Origin of the sequence: Sphaerisporangium rufum, from assembly GCF_016863395.1 — a bacterium.
GTDB lineage: Bacteria > Actinomycetota > Actinomycetes > Streptosporangiales > Streptosporangiaceae > Sphaerisporangium > Sphaerisporangium rufum.
The window spans coordinates 1-16515 of the sequence record NZ_BOOU01000054.1; the positions used below are offsets into that span (position 1 = coordinate 1).

Here is a 16515-nt window from a genome sequence, read left to right on the forward strand (position 1 = left end):
TCCGCGAACTTACCCATCCGAACGGATCACGTCAAATCGCGACGGACGCCCGATCGAGGATCGTACGAGGAGGGTGCAGGAGGCCAGATCCGGAATCCGTATGGCTCCCGGTCCGGTGACTCTGCGAGCCGCCGGGTGGCGCTGCCTGCGAGACAGAACTCTAGCACCGCTCGGAGGCCGCGATGCACAAGTCGGGTCTCTTTCCCCGGCAACCAGAGGTCAAACCTCGCCACTAGTGGAAAGGGGCAGCCCGCGACCAGACGGTGGTCGCGGGCTGCCCGAGGATCGACGTCAGGCCGCCGGCAGCGCGGCCAGCTGGCCTTCCAGCCGGGCGATGTCGGCATCGGCCTGCAGCGCGCGGGCCCGCACCTTGGCCACCACTTCATCCGGCGCCTTGGCCATGAACTGCTCGTTGCCGAGCTTGCCCGCCGCCTGAGCGGCCTCCTTCCGGGCGCCTGCCAGGTCCTTCTCCAGCCGCTTGCGCTCGGCCGCGACATCGATGGTGCCCGCGGTGTCCAGTTCGATCTCGCCCGCGCCGAGTGCGAGCCGCGCGGTGGCGGTGAAGCCCTCCGACGGTTCGTCCAGGCGCAGCAAGGTGCGAATGGCCGGCTCGTGCGCGGGCAGCGCGGTTCCGGTCAGGCTGAGCCGGGCGGCGACCCGCTGCCCGGGCTTGAGCCCCTGATCGGCCCGGAAACGCCGCACCTCCGTGATCAGCTCCTGCAGGGCGGCGATCTCTTCCTCGGCCGGCCGGTCCGCGTAGGCCTCGGACGGCGACGGCCAGGCGGCCTTCATGACAGAGTCACCGCCGGTCAGCGCACGCCAGAGCTCCTCGGTGACGAAGGGCACCAGCGGATGCAACAGCCGCAGCAAGGCGTCGAAGACATGCCCCAGCACCAGCCGGGTGCGCTCGGCGACGTCACCACCCGAGGCGATCTGGATCTTGGCCAGCTCGACGTACCAGTCGCAGACCTCGTCCCACGCGAAGTGGTAGAGCTGATCGGAGATCTTGGCGAACTCGAAGTCGTCGTAGCCGGCGTCGATCGCCCCGGTGACCGCGGTGAGCCGGGAAAGGATCCAGCGGTCGGCCACGGTGAGCTCGGCCGGGGCGGGCAGCGGCGCCGCGACCGAGGCGCCGTTCATCAGCGCGAACCGGGTGGCGTTCCAGATCTTGTTGCAGAAGTTGCGCGAACCGGCCGCCCAGTCCTCGCTGATGGCGACGTCCGAACCGGGGCTCGCACCGCGCAGCAGGGTGAACCGGGTGGCGTCCGCGCCGTACCGGGAGATCCAGTCGAGCGGGTCCACCGCGTTCCCGGTGGACTTCGACATCTTCTTGCCGTACTGGTCGCGGACGATCCCGTGCAGCGCCACGGTCTGGAACGGCGGCACGCCGTCCATCGCGTAGAGGCCGAACATCATCATGCGGGCCACCCAGAAGAACAGGATGTCGTATCCGGTGACCAGGACGGTCGTCGGGTAGAAGCGCGCGAGGTCGGCGGTGCGGTCGGGCCAGCCCAGCGTGGAGAACGGCCACAGGCCCGAGGAGAACCAGGTGTCCAGCACGTCCGGGTCCTGGACGTAGCCGGGCGGCGGCTCCTCGTCCGGGCCGACGCACACCGTCTCGCCGTCCGGTCCGTACCAGACCGGGATGCGGTGCCCCCACCACAGCTGCCGCGAGATGCACCAGTCGTGCATGTCGTCGACCCAGTCGAAGTAGCGCTTGGCGAGCTCGGGCGGGTGGATGCGGGTGCGGCCGTCGCGCACCGCGTCGCCGGCCGCCTTGGCGAGCGGCTGCACGTTGACGAACCACTGGAGCGACAGTCTCGGCTCCACGACCGTCTTGCACCGCGAGCAGTGGCCGACGGAGTGCAGATAGGGGCGCCGTTCGGCGACGATGCGCCCCTCGGCGCGCAACGCGGCCACCACGGCGGGCCGGGCCTCGAAGCGGTCGAGCCCTTCGAACGGCCCGTGCGCGGTGATGACGCCGCGCTCGTCCAAGATCACCAGAGACGGGAGGCCGTGTCGGCGGCCGATCTCGAAGTCGTTGATGTCGTGCGCGGGAGTGACCTTCACCGCGCCGGTGCCGAACTCCGGGTCCACGTGCTCGTCGGCCACGACCGGGATCCGGCGGCCGGTGAGCGGCACCTCGACGGTGGTGCCGACCAGATGGGCGTACCGCTCGTCGGACGGGTGCACGGCCACCGCCGTGTCGCCCAGCATCGTCTCGGCCCGGGTAGTGGCGACCACGATGGACGCCTCGCCCTCGCCGTAGCGGATCGAGACGAGCTCGCCCTCGTCCTCGGAGTGGTCGACCTCGATGTCGGACAGCGCGGTCAGGCAGCGGGGGCACCAGTTGATGATGCGCTCGGCCCGATAGATGAGCCCGTCGTCGAACAGCCGCTTGAAGATGGTCTGAACGGCGCGCGACAGGCCTTCGTCCATGGTGAAGCGCTCGCGCGACCAGTCGACGCCGTCGCCGAGCTTGACCATCTGCCCGAGGATGCGGCCGCCGGACTCCTCCTTCCAGCGCCACACGCGCTCCACGAACGCCTCACGGCCGAGGTCGTGCCGGGAGAGCCCCTCCTTGGCCAGCTCGCGCTCCACGACGTTCTGGGTCGCGATGCCGGCGTGGTCCATGCCGGGCAGCCAGAGCGTCTCCAGGCCCCGCATACGAGCCCGCCTGGTCAGCGCGTCCTGGATGGAGTGGTCGAGGGCGTGGCCGATGTGCAGCACGCCGGTGACGTTCGGCGGGGGCAGCACGATGGTGTACGGCTCGCGGTCGCTGCCTACATCCGCCGTGAAGTAGCCCTCCGCGACCCAGCGCTGGTAGCTGTGGGTCTCGACGTCGGCGGGTGCGTACTGGGTGGGCAGCTCTGGCGTTGTCACGGTAACCAATTGTAGGGATGGTGACACGTGCCCCGCGTCGAATATCGGCCCGCATCACTAACCTGGCATTCGGCCACAGGATCGCGGTAACCCGCATTAAGTACGCATGCCTCGACGATCCGGTCACCCAGCGCTACGGCCGCGGGCACGAAAGAGCCGCGTGACCCAGGACGGTGGAGCCGTCCATGGTCACGCGGCGAGGGCCGGGCGGCGGCGCGCCGTCGAATCAGGCGGACTTCTCCCGTGGCGGCCGCTGCTGCTTGGCGATCTGGTCGCGGGGCACCAGGGTCGGGTTGACGTGCTCCAGCACCGACTCCCGGGTGATGACGACCCGTGCCACGTCCTCACGGGAGGGCACCTCGTACATCACCGAGAGGAGGACCTCTTCCATGATCGCGCGCAGGCCGCGGGCTCCGGTACCCCGAAGGATCGCCTGGTCGGCGATGGCCTCCAGGGCGTCGTCGCTGAACTCCAGCTCGACGTTGTCGAGCTCGAACAGCCGGCGGTACTGCTTGACCAGGGCGTTCTTCGGCTCGGTCAGGATCTGGATGAGGGCCTCGCGGTCCAGGTTGTGCACGCTGGTGATCACGGGCAACCGACCGACGAACTCGGGGATCATGCCGAACTTCAGCAGGTCCTCCGGCATGACGTCGCCGAAGATGTCCGAGGTGTCCACCTCGTCCTTGGAGTGGATGATCGCGTTGAAGCCGATGCCCTTCTTACCGATGCGCGACTCGATGATCTTCTCGAGGCCGGCGAAGGCACCACCGCAGATGAACAGGACGTTGGTGGTGTCGATCTGGATGAACTCCTGGTGCGGGTGCTTGCGCCCGCCCTGCGGCGGAACCGAGGCGGTGGTGCCCTCCAGGATCTTCAGCAGTGCCTGCTGCACGCCCTCGCCAGAGACGTCCCGGGTGATCGAGGGGTTCTCGCTCTTGCGGGCTATCTTGTCGACCTCGTCGATGTAGATGATGCCCGTCTCGGCCTTCTTGACGTCATAGTCGGCGGCCTGGATCAGCTTGAGCAGGATGTTCTCGACGTCCTCGCCCACGTAGCCCGCCTCGGTGAGGGCGGTGGCGTCCGCGATGGCGAACGGGACGTTGAGCATCTTGGCCAGCGTCTGCGCCAGCAGGGTCTTACCCGAACCCGTCGGGCCGAGCAGCAGGATGTTGGACTTCGCCAACTCCAGGCCGTCGTCCCGGCCGCGTTCGCCGGACTGGACCCGCTTGTAGTGGTTGTAGACCGCGACGGAGAGCGCCTTCTTCGCCTTGTCCTGTCCGATGACGTAGGCGTCGAGGAACTCGTAGATCTCGCGCGGCTTGGGCAGACTGTCCCACTTGAGCTCTGAGGACTCGGAGAGCTCCTCCTCGATGATCTCGTTGCAGAGATCGATGCACTCATCGCAGATGTAGACGCCTGGTCCGGCGATGAGCTTCTTGACTTGCTTCTGGCTCTTACCGCAGAACGAGCACTTCAGCAGGTCTCCGCCGTCGCCGATGCGTGCCACCCCAGATACTCCTTTGCGTGGGACCGCCTGCTCCGCGATCCGAATCTTGCGGACTCGGTCCGAAAAGTCATCCCGCTCAGGTTTCGACGTTACCGTCTTCTGGGCCCTCAGTGTGCCCCCTAGCGGTGAGTCGCACCGGAACGTGCCCAATTGGGCACCGTTCCGGTGCGATCCGCGTCCTCAGGAAGCCACGGCTTGGGCGCGCTTCTTCCGTGAGGGGATGATGTCGTCGATCAGGCCGTAGGCCTTGGCCTCGTCGGCCGTGAGGATCTTGTCACGCTCGATGTCGGCGCGGACCTCCTCCGGCGCCTTGTTGGAGTGCCTGGCGACGATCTCCTCCATCAGCGCGCGCATCCGCAGGATCTCGCGCGCCTGGATCTCGATGTCACTGCCCTGGCCGCCGCCCTCGGTGGACGGCTGGTGGATCAGCATCCGGGCGTTCGGCAGCGCGAACCGCTTGCCCGGCGTGCCGCCGGCCAGCAGGATCGCCGCCGCCGACGCGGCCTGGCCGAGGCACACGGTCTGGATCTCCGGCCGGACGAACTGCATCGTGTCGTAGATCGCCGTCATGGCGGTGAACGAACCGCCCGGCGAGTTGATGTAGATGCTGATGTCACGGTCGGGGTCGAGCGACTCGAGCGTCAGCAGCTGGGCCATCACGTCGTTGGCCGACGCGTCGTCGATCTGCACCCCGAGGAAGATGATGCGGTCCTCGAAGAGCTTGTTGTACGGGTTCATCTCCTTGACGCCGTACGTCGTGCGCTCGACGAACGAGGGGATGATGTAGCGGCCGTTGATGTCTCCCGGCCGGATCAGATCACTCACGAGTTGCCCCTTCAGGAGACGGCGCCCTCGGAGGGCACCTGCCGCGCGCTGCGCACGACTTGGTCGATGAAGCCGTATTCCATGGCCTCCTCCGCCGTGAACCAGCGGTCGCGGTCGGAGTCCTTCTCGATCTGCGCGAGCGGCTGTCCGGTGTGGGCGGCGATGCGCTCGGCCAGGGTCTTCTTCACGTAGAGCATCTGCTCGGCCTGGATCGCGATGTCGGCCGCGGTGCCGCCGATGCCGCCGGAGGGCTGGTGCATCATGATCCGCGCGTGCGGCAGCGCGTAACGCTTGCCCGCCGCGCCCGCGCAGAGCAGGAACTGCCCCATCGAGGCGGCCAGGCCCATCGCGACGGTGCACACGTCGTTCGGCACGTACTCCATCATGTCGTAGATCGCCATGCCGGCCGTGACCGAACCGCCTGGAGAGTTGATGTACAACCAGATGTCCCGATTGGCGTCGTCGGCGGCCAGCAACAGCAGCTCTGCGCAGATACGGTTGGCGACCTCGTCGTCCACCTGGCTGCCGAGCACGACGATGCGCTCGCGCAGCAGACGGTTGTATAGCTGGTCCTCAAGCCGGTACGCGCCGTTCTCACGGCCGCGCGACTCCGGCCCGAAGCTGGCGGGCGGGAAAGAGGTCGGCGGGCTGGTCACAGCGTCACCTTCCGATGCGTCGTAATCAATGGGCTTGCTTGTGACCTTAACGCGCGCCGCCGACCGGTCATGCCCGGTCCTCCTGCTGTTCGCTGACGGCGCAGGTGGGCCGGTTCAGTGGGCGCTCGCCGAACGCCGGTGGGCGTCGAGATCGAGCTCGTGGATCAGGCGCCGCCGGATGTCCGCACTGACCTTGCCCTTGCGATAGAGCTCCTCCAGCCTCTCTCGCTGGGCCTGAGCGAGACGCCGGCGCAACCCCGCGCCCGCGGTGCCCGGCCGGGTCCCGGCGCTCGACATCGGCTCCTGCGGTGAGGTGCCGGTATCGCCGAGGAACGCCCGTACCTTGTCCAGTCGCAGTTCGAGCAGCTGGCGGTAAACCTGCGCGGTGTGCTCGTCCACCTCACCGCCGGCGGTGAGGTCGTCCAGCCGGGCCACGGCCGCCTCCACGATGGCCTCCCGAGCCCGGGCCTCCTCTACCACTGTCCTTCCCGACTCGCCGAGACCGAGACGGCGCAGCAGTGGGCCGAGGGTGGTGGCCTGGCCGAGCAGGGTGGCCAGCACCACCGCAGCGGCCAAGAAGATCAGTAGCGGTCGGTGCGGCACGGTCATCGGAATGGACAGGGCGATGCCCAGGGTGATCGCCCCGCGCATGCCGGCCCAGCCCATGACCAGGCGTTGGGCCCGGCCGACATGCTCGAACGACAGGTGGCGGCCGGTCATCCGGGTGACCAGGGGGAAGGCGGCCAGCGTCCACAACGGCCGCACGAGCACCACCACACCGATGATCAGCACGGCGGCGCCGGCCAGCGCGGCGGCCGAGTAGTCCGACACCGCGGCCAGCACCTGGCGCAACTCCAGGCCGAGCAGCACGAACAGGCTGGACTCCAGCAGGAACGCCAGGACGTCCCAGAAGGCCGTCCCCGCGAGCCTGGATTTCGGCTGGAGCAGGCCGTTGGCACGGGTGCCCAGATAGAAGCCGGTGGTGACCGTGGCGAGCACGCCGGACATGCCGAAGTGCTCGGCCGGCAGATAGGCCAGGAAGGGCGTGACGAGCGACACCACGATCTGCGCGCCGGTGTCGACGATCCGCCGCCTGATCCGGGCGATCAGCCAGCCGACCAGCAGACCATAGAGCACGCCGCCGACCACCACTCGCAGCAGCATCAGCCCGCCCGCGGCCAGGGTGATCTTCTCGCTGAGCGCGGTGATGGCGAGGCCGAACAGGGTCAGTGCCACCGCGTCGTTGACCAGGCTCTCGCCCTCCAGGATGGTCACCATCCGGCGCGGCGCCCCGACCCGCTGCATGATCGAGGTGGCCGACACCGGGTCGGTGGGTGCGACGGCCGCGCCGAGGGCCAGGGCCGCAGCCCAGCCGATGGCGGGCACCGAGATCTGAACGGCGCCCGCGACCGCGATCGCGGTCACGCAGGTCAGTCCGAAGGCCAGCGCCGAGATCGGCACCGCGTCACGCCTGGTCTCCCGAGGCGCGGTGAGAAAGGCGGCGTGGTAGACCAGCAGCGGCAGGTAGAGGTTGAGGATGACGTCCGGCGGCACCACCGCCTCGGCCATGACGGGAAGGAAGCCGGCGCCGGCGCCGAACAGCACCAGCGGGATGGCGCTGGGGACGCCGGCCCATCGGGCCGTCGCCTGCCCGGTCAGGATGATCACCGCGATGACCGCCGCGATGATCAGATACTCCGTGATCATCGCGCGTTTCGTACCGACATGACGAGGACGTGCCCGGAATGCCACCAGAAACACCCCAATTACGGATGGCGGCCGGCCGGGAAACGGCCGATGCCCCGCGCGCGCGGCAGGCGGCGGGGCATCGGGCGGGCGGCGCCGGGCAGGGCGCCGCGTGCGTCACTCCGCGGCGGCTGCGGCCTCCGCGGGCCGCTCGGCGTCGTCGTCCTCGTTGAGCTGGGCGTAGATCGCCTTGAGGTCCACCTCGGTGCCGCTCTCGTCGGTCACCTTGACGGCGTCACCGATCACGGACTTGGCCTTCTCGCGGACGATCTCGACCATGGCCAGCGTGAGCTGGTCGTTGTCGGCCAGGTGCTGGGCCAGCGTGTTGGGCGCGACGCCCATCTGCGCGGCACGGCGCACCACGAAGCCGGTCAGCTCCTGCTCGTTGACCCCGAGCTCCTCGCGCTTGACGATCTTGTCGAGCAGGAAGCCGGTCTTGATCGCCTTGCGGGCGTTCTCCTCGAACTCGGCGAACCGCTCCTCCTCCGTCGTCTGGTAGAGGCGGAAGAACGCCTCGCGGCTGAGGCCGCTCTCGGCGATCTGGTGCTCGAGGTTGTGCTTACGCGCGTCGAGCTCGGCCTTGACCGCGCTGTCCGGCAGCGGAATGTCGATCTTGTCGAGCACCGCGGTCAGCGCACGCTCGCGGGCCTCGACGACCTGCTCGACCAGCTTGTTGCGCCGGGCCTGCTCGCGCAGGCTCGCCCGGAGCTCCTCAAGGGTGTCGAACTCGCTGGCCAGGCCGGCGAACTCGTCGTCGAGCTCGGGCAGGACCTTCTCCTTGACGCTCTTGACGGTGATGGTGACGTCGGCCTCCTCGCCGGCGTTCTCACCACCGACGAGCGTCGTGGTGAAGACCTTCTCGTCACCGGCCGCCATGCCGACCAGCGCGTCGTCCAGACCCTGGAGCACCGAGCCGGCGCCGACCTCGTAGGAGACGTCGGAGGCCTGCTGCTCCTCGATGTTCTTGCCGTCGATGGTGGCCGCGAGGTCCATGACCACGTAGTCGCCGGCCGCGGCCGGGCGCTCCACGCCGGTCAGGGTGGCGAAACGCTGGCGCAGCGCGTCGATCTGGGTGTCGATGTCCTCGTCGGACACCTCGGCCGAGGGCACGGTGATCTCCATGCCCTCGTAGTCGGGGATGTCGAAGGCCGGGCGGACGTCCACCTCCGCGGTGAACTCCACCTCCTTGCCATCATCGATCTTGGTGACCTCGATCTCCGGCTGGCTCACCGGGAAGACGTCGCTCTCGTCCACGGCTTGGCCGTAGAGCTTGGGCAGCGCCTCGTTGAGCGTCTCCTCCAGGACCACCGCGCGGCCGAAGCGCTGCTCGATGATGCGGGCGGGTACCTTGCCGGGGCGGAATCCGGGCACGCGCACCTGCTGCGCGACCTTCTTGTACGCCGCCTGCATGCTCGGCTCGAGCTCCTCGAACGGCACCTCGACGGTGAGCTTGACCCGGGTCGGGCTCAACTCCTCGACAGCGGTCTTCACGGGGTGGTCTCCTTGATCAAGCTACTGGTGATCGCGGGCGCGTCATGCCGTACGGCTACCGCGACATGCTCGCGCGCCGCGCCCACATGGGCGGCCGGTGCACGGGCCAACGGACACGACTGGTGGCGTGCTCAACTGTGGCGGGTGTCCAGCGCCGCATGCCAGTCTAGGGCAGGCGGGCACCTTCGGTGCCACCGACAGGCGTCAGAATCTCTCAGAGATGATCTTCTGCAGGATGTCGACGGTCTCCTCCGGCGTGGTGCTCACCGCGCACAGCCGTTCCATGACCTCGCTGTAACGGTCCACCTCGTCGCGTTTGTCGAGGTAGAGGGCGCTGGCCAGCTGCTCGACGTAGACCACGTCGGGCAGCTCGCTGTCGTTGAAGCGCAGGATGCTGAACGCCCCGCCCTCGGCGCTGTGGCCGCCGAAACTGAACGGCATGACCTGAATGGTGATGCGCGATGACCGCATCAGGTCGATCAGGTGCTCCAGCTGGCCGCGCATGACGTCGGTGCCGCCGATCGGGCGGCGCAGCGCCGCCTCGTCGATGACGGCCCAGAAGATCGGCCCCCCGGGACGGTCCAGCACCCGCTGGCGCTCCATCCGCAGGTCGACGCGGCGCGCGATCTCGGCCGAGCCGATGCCGGCCGCGCCCGCGGTGATGACGGCGCGGGCGTACTCCTTGGTCTGCAGCAGGCCGGGAACGAACTGCACCTCGTAGGTCCGGATGCGCGACGCGGCCTCTTCCAGGCCGACGTAGGCCTGGAACCAGGAGGGCAGCAGGTCGTTGAAGCGGTGCCACCAGCCAGGCTCGTTGGCCTGCCGTAGCAGGCTCATGACCACCGACCGCGCCTCGGCGTCCTCGACGCCGTAGAAGGTCAGCAGGTCGGCGACGTCGCGTTCCTTGAAGCCGACCCGGCCCAGCTCCATTCTGCTGATCTTGGATTCCGAGCCGCGGATCTGGTGACCGGCGTCCTCCCGGGAAATGCCCTTTTGCTCGCGCAGGCGGCGCAACTGGGAACCCAGGAGGATACGGAGGGCCGTCGGTCCGGATCCGGGCTGGAGCGGATGCATGCGGCCTCCTTATCTTCTCGGGCCAGCCAACACAGTGTCACCACTTCCGGCCCCCGTGACAAGGTCTGGCACGCGCGTCGCTGCGCCGAATCACCTCTCGCCCCGCACGCACCGTACACCTGGCGTTCAGTGCCGCTGCACGACGCAACTGCACGTGCATTTGGGTCTTGCACGGAGGTGCATTTAGACCCATGATGGCCTAGTGCATATTGGGCTAAACGTGCGGTAGCTCAATAAAGAGACCACAGGCTGCGGAGACTGACAATGACCACGGGAGGTATCAGCAGGATGCTGGAGCCCGTATCCGCGGCCCAATGCCTGGAGCTGACCCGCCGGATGGGCTTCCGAAGCCTGATGAGATCCGGCAACCGCCATGACGCCACCAGCTGCCCGCTGCGCCCTCAGGCCGACTCGGTCAAGACGGCACGCGACGTCACCCGGACCACCCTGCGCGGCTGGGGCCTGCCGGAGATCGGCGACGACGCCGCCCTGGTGGTCTCCGAGCTCGTGACCAACGCCGTGCGCTACACCCGGCACTCGATCGTGCGCGCGGGCGAGCACCCGATCACCCTGACGTTGCTGCGCCTGGCACCGCACGTGCTGCTCGCGGTGTCCGACCCCAGCGACGAGGCGCCGGTGGCCAAGGAGCCCGACTTCGTCTCCGAGCACGGCCGCGGCCTCTACATCGTCGACACCTACAGCACCTGCTGGGGCTGGGACCCGCTCGACGGCGGCGGCAAGGCCGTGTGGGCCATCTTCGACGCCGGAGCCTGAGCGCCGGCGGCCGGACCGGGCGGCCGGCGGGTCGGCCGCCAGATTCAGAGCATGTCGGGGTGACCGGATTTGAACCGATGATCTCCTGCACCCAAAGCAGGCGCGCTACCAAGCTGCGCTACACCCCGGAACGCCGGGCCGCTCACGCACTCGGATTCTCCGGTACGCTAACGTCCTGTCGAACGGGAGAAGTCTAGACCAGACCTCGACCGGCTCGCGCGGACGTAGCTCAATGGTAGAGCCCCAGTCTTCCAAACTGGCTACGCGGGTTCGATTCCCGTCGTCCGCTCCCACTACGAAGGCCCAGGTAAGAGCGTCGGCCGCGCTCCTGGGCCTTTTTCTCGGCCCATCGCCCGTTTCGTCGCATACCCGGCGGGGTTGGGCGGGCGAGGCGGGGGCACGACAGTTCCCATGAGTGCGGGAGTTGAAGAGTTCGACATCGTCGTCCTGGGCCTCGGACCGGGCGGCGAGGAGGTGGCGGGCCGGCTGGCCGAGGCGGGGCTGGCGGTGGCGGGCGTCGAGGCAGGCCTGGTGGGCGGCGAGTGCCCGTATTGGGGATGTGTGCCGTCCAAGATGATGATCCGCGCCGCGGATCTTCTGGCCGAGGCCCGGCGGATCCCCGGGATGGCCGGCGAGGCGGCGGTGACCCCCCGGTGGGAGCCGGTGGCCCGGCGCATCCGCGAGGAGGCGACCGACGACTGGAACGACAAGGTGGCCGCCGACCGGTTCACCGGCAAGGGCGGCACCCTGGTTCGCGGACGCGGCCGGCTGACCGGGCCCAAAGAGGTCACCGTGGACGGCGAGCGCGTGCTGCGCGCCCGGCGGGGCGTGGTGGTGGCGACCGGATCGCAGCCGTCGGCGCCCCCGGTCCCCGGCCTGGCCGGGACGCCGTTCTGGACCAATCATGAGGCGATCGAGGCGGAGCGCGTCCCGGAATCGCTGATCATCCTGGGCGGCGGTGCGATCGGCGCCGAGCTGGCCCAGGTCTTCCGGCGGTTCGGCACGGAGGTGACCGTACTGGAGGCCGGCGAGCGGTTGCTGTCGCGTGAGGAGCCCGAGGCCGGCGACCTGCTGGGGAAGGTGTTCACCGCCGAAGGCATCACCGTGCGCACCGGCACCGCGGCGACGCGGGTGGACCACCACGGGGCGGCGTTCACCGTGATGACGGAGAACGGCAGCCATCGGGCCGAGCGGTTGCTGGTCGCGACGGGCCGCCGGTCCGACCTGGCGGCGATCGGCGTCGGGGCGGCCGGGCTGGACGAGTCGGCCCATGCCCTGGACGTGGACGAGCGCATGCGGGCCGCCGACGGCCTGTGGGCGCTGGGCGACGTCACGGGCAAGGGGGCCTTCACCCACGTGTCCATGTACCAGGCGCGGTTGGTGATCGCCGACGTTCTCGGGGAGCCGGCCGAACCGGCTGCCTACCACGCGTTGCCCCGGGTGACGTTCACCGATCCGGAGGTCGGCGCGGTCGGGCTGACCGAACGGCAGGCCACCGACCAGGGCATGACCGTGCGCACCGCCGTCACCGACATCGGGGCGTCCGCCCGCGGCTGGATCCACCGGGCCGAGGGCTTCGTCAAGCTCGTCGCGGCGGACGGCCGGCTGGTCGGCGCGACCTGCGCCGGGCCGTCCGGGGGCGAGGTGCTCGGCCTGCTGACTCTGGCCGTGCACGCCCGGATCCCGCTGGCCGAGCTCGGCACGATGATCTACGCCTACCCGACCTTCCATCGGGCCGTGGAGGCCACGCTGCGCGAACTGGGCTGAGCGGCCGGCCCCCGCCGGGGCGACTCCCGGCGGGGGCGGGGCCGTCAGCGGGAGACCGGCCGCTTGCCGTGGTTCGCCTTCTTCTTCTTGCGTGCTCTGTTCTTGCGTGATCGCCGGGCCATGTCGGGCCTCCCTTCCCGGATGGATGTCCTCACTGTGACCCCGCCGCGCCGCCCGGGCAAGGGCCGTGACGTCACCGTTCACCGCGGTCACGGTAAAGCGTGCCCTGATCCGGAGCGCGCATGTTCCAACACGATCAGATGTGAACTATGTAATAATTTGGGGGAACTTGTGAAAGAGGAGTGAGGATGCTGGCCCAGCAACGGCAGCAGGCGATCCTGGAGCGCGTACGCAGGCAGGGAGCGGCCCGGGTGGCCGACCTGGTGCGCGAGCTCGGAGTGTCGGACATGACCATCCGCCGCGATCTCGAGGTCCTGGCTGAACGCGGGCTGATCGAGAAGGTGCACGGCGGCGCGACCGCCACCGGCAAGGGGTCGACCGAGGAGCCGGGCTTCGCGGCCAAGTCGGTGCGCCAGCAGGCCGAAAAGGAGGCGATCGCCCGCTGTGCCGCCGAGCTGGTACGGCCGGGCAGCTCCGTCGCCCTGTCGGCGGGCACGACGACCTGGGCACTGGCCCGCCATCTGGCCGAGGTTCCGGAGCTCACCGTGATCACCAACTGCATGCGCGCCGCCGACGTCCTGCACCGCGCGGGCCGTCCGGACCAGACCGTGGTGCTGACCGGCGGGATCCGTACCCCCTCCGACGCGCTGGTGGGGCCGGTGGCCGTCGCCGCCGTCCGCTCGCTGCACGTCGACATCCTGATGCTCGGCGTGCACGGCATGCACGTCAAGGCCGGGTTCACCACGCCGAACATCCTGGAGGCCGAGACCGACCGCGAGCTGATCGACGCCGCCCAGCGGCTGGTCGTGCTGGCCGACCACACCAAGTGGGCCACCGTGGGAATCAGCACGATCGCCCCGCTCGACCGCGCGGACATGGTGATCAGCGATCCCGGCCTGCCGGAGGACGCCCGGATCGCGCTCGGCGAGCGGGCCTGCGACGTGCTGATCGCCGATCTGGCCGATCCGGCCGAGGCGGTGGCCCGATGAGGCGTACCGCGACCCGGCTGGCCGACGACCGCGAACTGATCTATTTCGACCGTGACGGCGCCGCCGGCCGCGGCGTCCGCGACACCCGCGAGCTCCCGCCGCGCCCGCCCGCCTCCGAGATGCGCCACGATCCGATCCTGGACGAATGGGTGGCGGTGGCCGGCCACCGGCAGACCCGCACGTTCCTGCCTCCCGCCGACCAGTGCCCGCTGTGCCCGTCGGCGCCCGGCCGGCAGACCGAGATCCCCGCCCCCGGCTACGACGTCGTCGTCTTCGAGAACCGCTTCCCCTCGTTCAGCACCGAGCCGGTCGAGCTCTCGGCGACCGGCGCGCTCGGCGAGGTGCGGGCCGGTACCGGCCGCTGCGAGGTCGTCTGCTTCACCGACGACCACGACTCCTCCTTCTCGGCGCTGTCGCCCGAGCAGGTCTCGCTGGTGATGGCGGCCTGGGCGGACCGGACGACCGAGCTGGCCGCCATCCCCGGCGTCGAGCAGGTGTTCTGCTTCGAGAACCGCGGCGCGGAGATCGGTATCACCCTGCACCACCCGCACGGTCAGATCTACGGCTATCCGTATGTGACGCCGCGCACCCGCCGGATGCTGGCTTCGGCCGAACGGCACCGGGAGCGCACCGGCGGCAACCTGTTCGCCGACGTGCTGGCCGCCGAGCGGCGGGCACGGGTCCGGGTGGTGGCGGCCGACGAACATTGGACGGCCTTCGTGCCGGCCGCGGCCCGATGGCCGTTCGAGGTGCACATCTATCCGAATCGCCAGGTGCCGGACCTGCCCGCGCTGACCGACGCCGAGCGCGACTCCTTCGGCCCGCTGTACACCGGCGTGCTGCGGCGGCTGGACGCGATGTTCGATGTCGCCATGCCCTACATCGCCGCCTGGCACCAGGCACCGGTGCGCACCGGACGGGACCTGTCGTACCTGCACCTGGAGCTGTTCAGCGTGCGGCGGGCGCCCGGCAAGCTCAAGTATCTGGCCGGCTCGGAGTCGGCGATGGGGGCGTTCGTCAACGACGTGCGTCCCGAGGAGGCGGCCCGCATGCTGCGCGGCTGACCTTGCCGAGCCTTGGCCTTGGTCAAGTCGCGCTAAATAGGGATCTACCATTACCATCCTTCGACACCGGCCGTTATGGCCGGCGCCTAATCCCAGGTGCCCCGCCTGGGAGCCGGGGACCCATTCGGTTCTTGGGGTGAATCCACTCAGGTGGTAGGGCGTCTCCAGCCCGAACCCGTCAGCTAACCCGGCCGGCAGATGGAGAGGAGAGGGCCCTGCCCCCCACCAGTCGTCGCTGTGCCACGGTGACGGCCGGCGCCCTGACCGTGGCCGGGCTCGTGCTCGGCCCGGCATCGGCCGGCCACGCCGCCCCCAAACCCAGCGAAAAGCAACTCAAGGCACAACTGGCCTCACTCGGCAAGAAGGTCGACAAGCTGATCGCCGAATACAACGCCAAGCGCGTCGACGTCGCCAAGGCCAAGAAGGCGGAGAAGGCGGCCCGCGAGCGGCTGCGGGCCGCCGACGCCGAGCTCGCCGACGCGGAGGACCAGGTGGGCGACATCGCCCAGCTCCGTTACCAGGCGGGCGGCCTGGGCGCGATCGGCCAGGTCATGGCCCCCGGCTACGGCGGCGCGGCGATGCTGCAGCAGCTGCAGGCCGAGCAGTCCGCCCGGCTCACCGGCTACGCCGGAGTGCGCGACGCCCGGCGCACGGCCGCCGACACCGCCGTGCAGTTGACCCGGCGGCTCGGCGATGACGCCGCCGAGGTGGCCGAGCGGCGCAAGGACGCCGAGAAGCTGATCTCGCAGATCAAGGAGCGGCTGGACAAGCTCGTCCCGGTCGCGCCCGGCAAGCAGGGCAACGGCAGCTGGGCCCCCGAGCTGCCCACCGGCGGCGAGAACATTACGGCGCGCACCCGGCTGATGCGCGCGCAGATCAAGGCGCGGTTCGGGCTGGCCTTCCCGGTCGGCTGCTACCGGGCCGAGAACAGCGGGGAGCACCCGCTCGGCCGCGCCTGCGACTTCATGCTCAGCTCCGGCGGCGCGATGCCGTCGGCCGCGCAGTCCGCCCTCGGCGACCAGATCTCCGCCTGGGCCATCAAGAACGGCGCGAAGCTGGGCGTCAAGTACGTGATCTACAAGCAGCGGATCTACAACCTCGGCTACCCCGGCTGGCGCGGGATGAGCGACCGCGGCGGCATCACCGCCAACCATTTCGACCACGTGCACATCTCGATGTACTAGCCGTCCTCGGCCGTCTCGCCCGCGCCGGGCCGGGCGAGACGGGCGGCGAGCCTGCGCGGGGCGACGGCCAGGAACGCCTCGGTGACCAGCTCGTCGATCTCGGCCCAGTCGACCGGCACGTCGAGGTAGACGCCGAGCCAGCCGCGGTGCCCGACATAGGGCGGGCGGAAGAAGCGGGCCGGGTGCGCGGCGACCAGGGCCTCCTGCGCGCCGGGCGGCGCCGCGCACCAGAATGCCAGCCGATCGTCGTGATGATGGTCGGCGAACATGACGAACAACTTCTTGCCGCCGACGAACCAGCTCGGCTCGCCGTGGCTGGGCCGCTCGGCGGCCTCGGGCAGCGCCAGGCAGCGTCGCCGGAGTTCGGCCAGCGCCACCGCCGGATCGGGTGTCTCCACCGGGCCACCCTAAGCCATCGAGCAGATGTTCGAGAAC

Annotated in this window: 14 protein-coding genes, 2 tRNA genes and 1 riboswitch; of the genes, 6 read left to right on the forward strand and 10 right to left on the reverse strand. The window is 69.6% G+C overall.

Translation table 11 applies throughout. From position 1 onward, the window contains the following. Window positions 1–291: 291 nt before the first annotated feature. From Sru01_RS19700 to Sru01_RS19730, 7 genes are all read right to left on the reverse strand, one after another. Window positions 292–2892 (reverse strand): valine--tRNA ligase, encoded by a 2601-nt coding sequence (locus tag Sru01_RS19700; protein ID WP_203988612.1) that lies wholly within the window; start codon window positions 2890–2892, stop codon window positions 292–294. Between the two features lie 217 nt (window positions 2893–3109). Then, a complete protein-coding gene (clpX, locus tag Sru01_RS19705) occupies window positions 3110–4390 on the reverse strand; it encodes an ATP-dependent Clp protease ATP-binding subunit ClpX (protein WP_203988615.1) in 1281 nt (426 codons plus the stop codon). 180 nt (window positions 4391–4570) lie between these two features. After that, window positions 4571–5215, reverse strand: coding sequence for an ATP-dependent Clp protease proteolytic subunit (locus tag Sru01_RS19710; protein WP_203988617.1), 645 nt, complete (start codon window positions 5213–5215; stop codon window positions 4571–4573). An 11-nt stretch (window positions 5216–5226) separates the two neighbouring features. Beyond that, complete coding sequence (locus Sru01_RS19715; protein WP_203988618.1) at window positions 5227–5871, reverse strand: ClpP family protease; 645 nt, start codon at window positions 5869–5871, stop codon at window positions 5227–5229. Between the two features lie 114 nt (window positions 5872–5985). After that, window positions 5986–7578, reverse strand: a complete 1593-nt coding sequence (locus tag Sru01_RS19720) for a Na+/H+ antiporter (RefSeq protein WP_203988620.1) — start codon at window positions 7576–7578, stop codon at window positions 5986–5988. Window positions 7579–7734: 156 nt separating this feature from the next. Next, the gene (gene tig / locus Sru01_RS19725; protein WP_203988622.1) at window positions 7735–9108 is read right to left on the reverse strand and encodes a trigger factor; all 1374 of its coding nucleotides are present in this window, start codon (window positions 9106–9108) and stop codon (window positions 7735–7737) included. Between the two features lie 204 nt (window positions 9109–9312). Further along, window positions 9313–10182 carry a Sco1979 family transcriptional regulator gene (locus Sru01_RS19730; RefSeq protein WP_203988624.1) on the reverse strand — a complete coding sequence of 290 codons (870 nt, stop codon included), beginning with the start codon at window positions 10180–10182 and terminating at the stop codon, window positions 9313–9315. 288 nt (window positions 10183–10470) lie between these two features. Here Sru01_RS19730 and Sru01_RS19735 point away from each other — a divergent pair, with 288 nt between their 5' ends. Continuing rightward, complete coding sequence (locus Sru01_RS19735) at window positions 10471–10956, forward strand: ATP-binding protein (protein WP_203988626.1); 486 nt, start codon at window positions 10471–10473, stop codon at window positions 10954–10956. A gap of 54 nt (window positions 10957–11010) precedes the next feature. On the opposite strand, the gene Sru01_RS19740 is transcribed toward Sru01_RS19735, so the two are convergent. After that, window positions 11011–11084 (reverse strand) — tRNA-Pro (locus Sru01_RS19740). A gap of 90 nt (window positions 11085–11174) precedes the next feature. Here Sru01_RS19740 and Sru01_RS19745 point away from each other — a divergent pair. Both Sru01_RS19745 and Sru01_RS19750 read left to right on the forward strand, forming a co-directional pair. After that, window positions 11175–11245, forward strand: a tRNA-Gly gene (locus tag Sru01_RS19745). A gap of 122 nt (window positions 11246–11367) precedes the next feature. Beyond that, window positions 11368–12723, forward strand: coding sequence for a dihydrolipoyl dehydrogenase family protein (locus tag Sru01_RS19750; RefSeq protein ID WP_203988628.1), 1356 nt, complete (start codon window positions 11368–11370; stop codon window positions 12721–12723). A 44-nt stretch (window positions 12724–12767) separates the two neighbouring features. On the opposite strand, the gene Sru01_RS36610 is transcribed toward Sru01_RS19750, so the two are convergent. Then, the gene (locus Sru01_RS36610) at window positions 12768–12845 is read right to left on the reverse strand and encodes a 50S ribosomal protein bL37 (protein ID WP_373869531.1); all 78 of its coding nucleotides are present in this window, start codon (window positions 12843–12845) and stop codon (window positions 12768–12770) included. A gap of 186 nt (window positions 12846–13031) precedes the next feature. Between Sru01_RS36610 and Sru01_RS19755 the strand changes: the two genes are divergently transcribed. The 3 genes from Sru01_RS19755 (at window position 13032) to Sru01_RS19765 (ending at window position 16080) form a co-directional block, all read left to right on the forward strand. Continuing rightward, window positions 13032–13832, forward strand: a complete 801-nt coding sequence (locus tag Sru01_RS19755; RefSeq protein WP_203988631.1) for a DeoR/GlpR family DNA-binding transcription regulator — start codon at window positions 13032–13034, stop codon at window positions 13830–13832. Beyond that, complete coding sequence (gene galT / locus Sru01_RS19760; protein WP_203988633.1) at window positions 13829–14896, forward strand: galactose-1-phosphate uridylyltransferase; 1068 nt, start codon at window positions 13829–13831, stop codon at window positions 14894–14896. The genes Sru01_RS19755 and galT overlap by 4 nt, the downstream gene beginning before the upstream one ends. 73 nt (window positions 14897–14969) lie before the next feature. Further along, window positions 14970–15107: riboswitch (cyclic di-AMP (ydaO/yuaA leader) on the forward strand. A 34-nt stretch (window positions 15108–15141) separates the two neighbouring features. After that, a complete protein-coding gene (locus Sru01_RS19765) occupies window positions 15142–16080 on the forward strand; it encodes a VldE C-terminal domain-containing protein (RefSeq protein ID WP_203988635.1) in 939 nt (312 codons plus the stop codon). On the opposite strand, the gene Sru01_RS19770 is transcribed toward Sru01_RS19765, so the two are convergent. Next, on the reverse strand, window positions 16077–16478 hold the full coding sequence (locus Sru01_RS19770; RefSeq protein WP_239137575.1) for an MmcQ/YjbR family DNA-binding protein: 402 nt from the start codon (window positions 16476–16478) through the stop codon (window positions 16077–16079). The two genes, Sru01_RS19765 and Sru01_RS19770, sit on opposite strands and share 4 nt — an antisense overlap. Window positions 16479–16515 lie beyond the last annotated feature (37 nt).

Bases quoted from the DNA above. Each gene is read 5' to 3' on its own strand.
- Sru01_RS19720 (WP_203988620.1), bottom strand. From the start codon at position 7,578: ATGATCACGGAGTATCTGATCATCGCGGCGGTCATCGCGGTGATCATC.
- Sru01_RS19730 (WP_203988624.1), bottom strand. From the start codon at position 10,182: ATGCATCCGCTCCAGCCCGGATCCGGACCGACGGCCCTCCGTATCCTC.
- Sru01_RS19735 (WP_203988626.1), top strand. From the start codon at position 10,471: ATGCTGGAGCCCGTATCCGCGGCCCAATGCCTGGAGCTGACCCGCCGG.
- Sru01_RS19750 (WP_203988628.1), top strand. From the start codon at position 11,368: ATGAGTGCGGGAGTTGAAGAGTTCGACATCGTCGTCCTGGGCCTCGGA.
- Sru01_RS36610 (WP_373869531.1), bottom strand. From the start codon at position 12,845: ATGGCCCGGCGATCACGCAAGAACAGAGCACGCAAGAAGAAGAAGGCG.
- Sru01_RS19755 (WP_203988631.1), top strand. From the start codon at position 13,032: ATGCTGGCCCAGCAACGGCAGCAGGCGATCCTGGAGCGCGTACGCAGG.
- galT (WP_203988633.1), top strand. From the start codon at position 13,829: ATGAGGCGTACCGCGACCCGGCTGGCCGACGACCGCGAACTGATCTAT.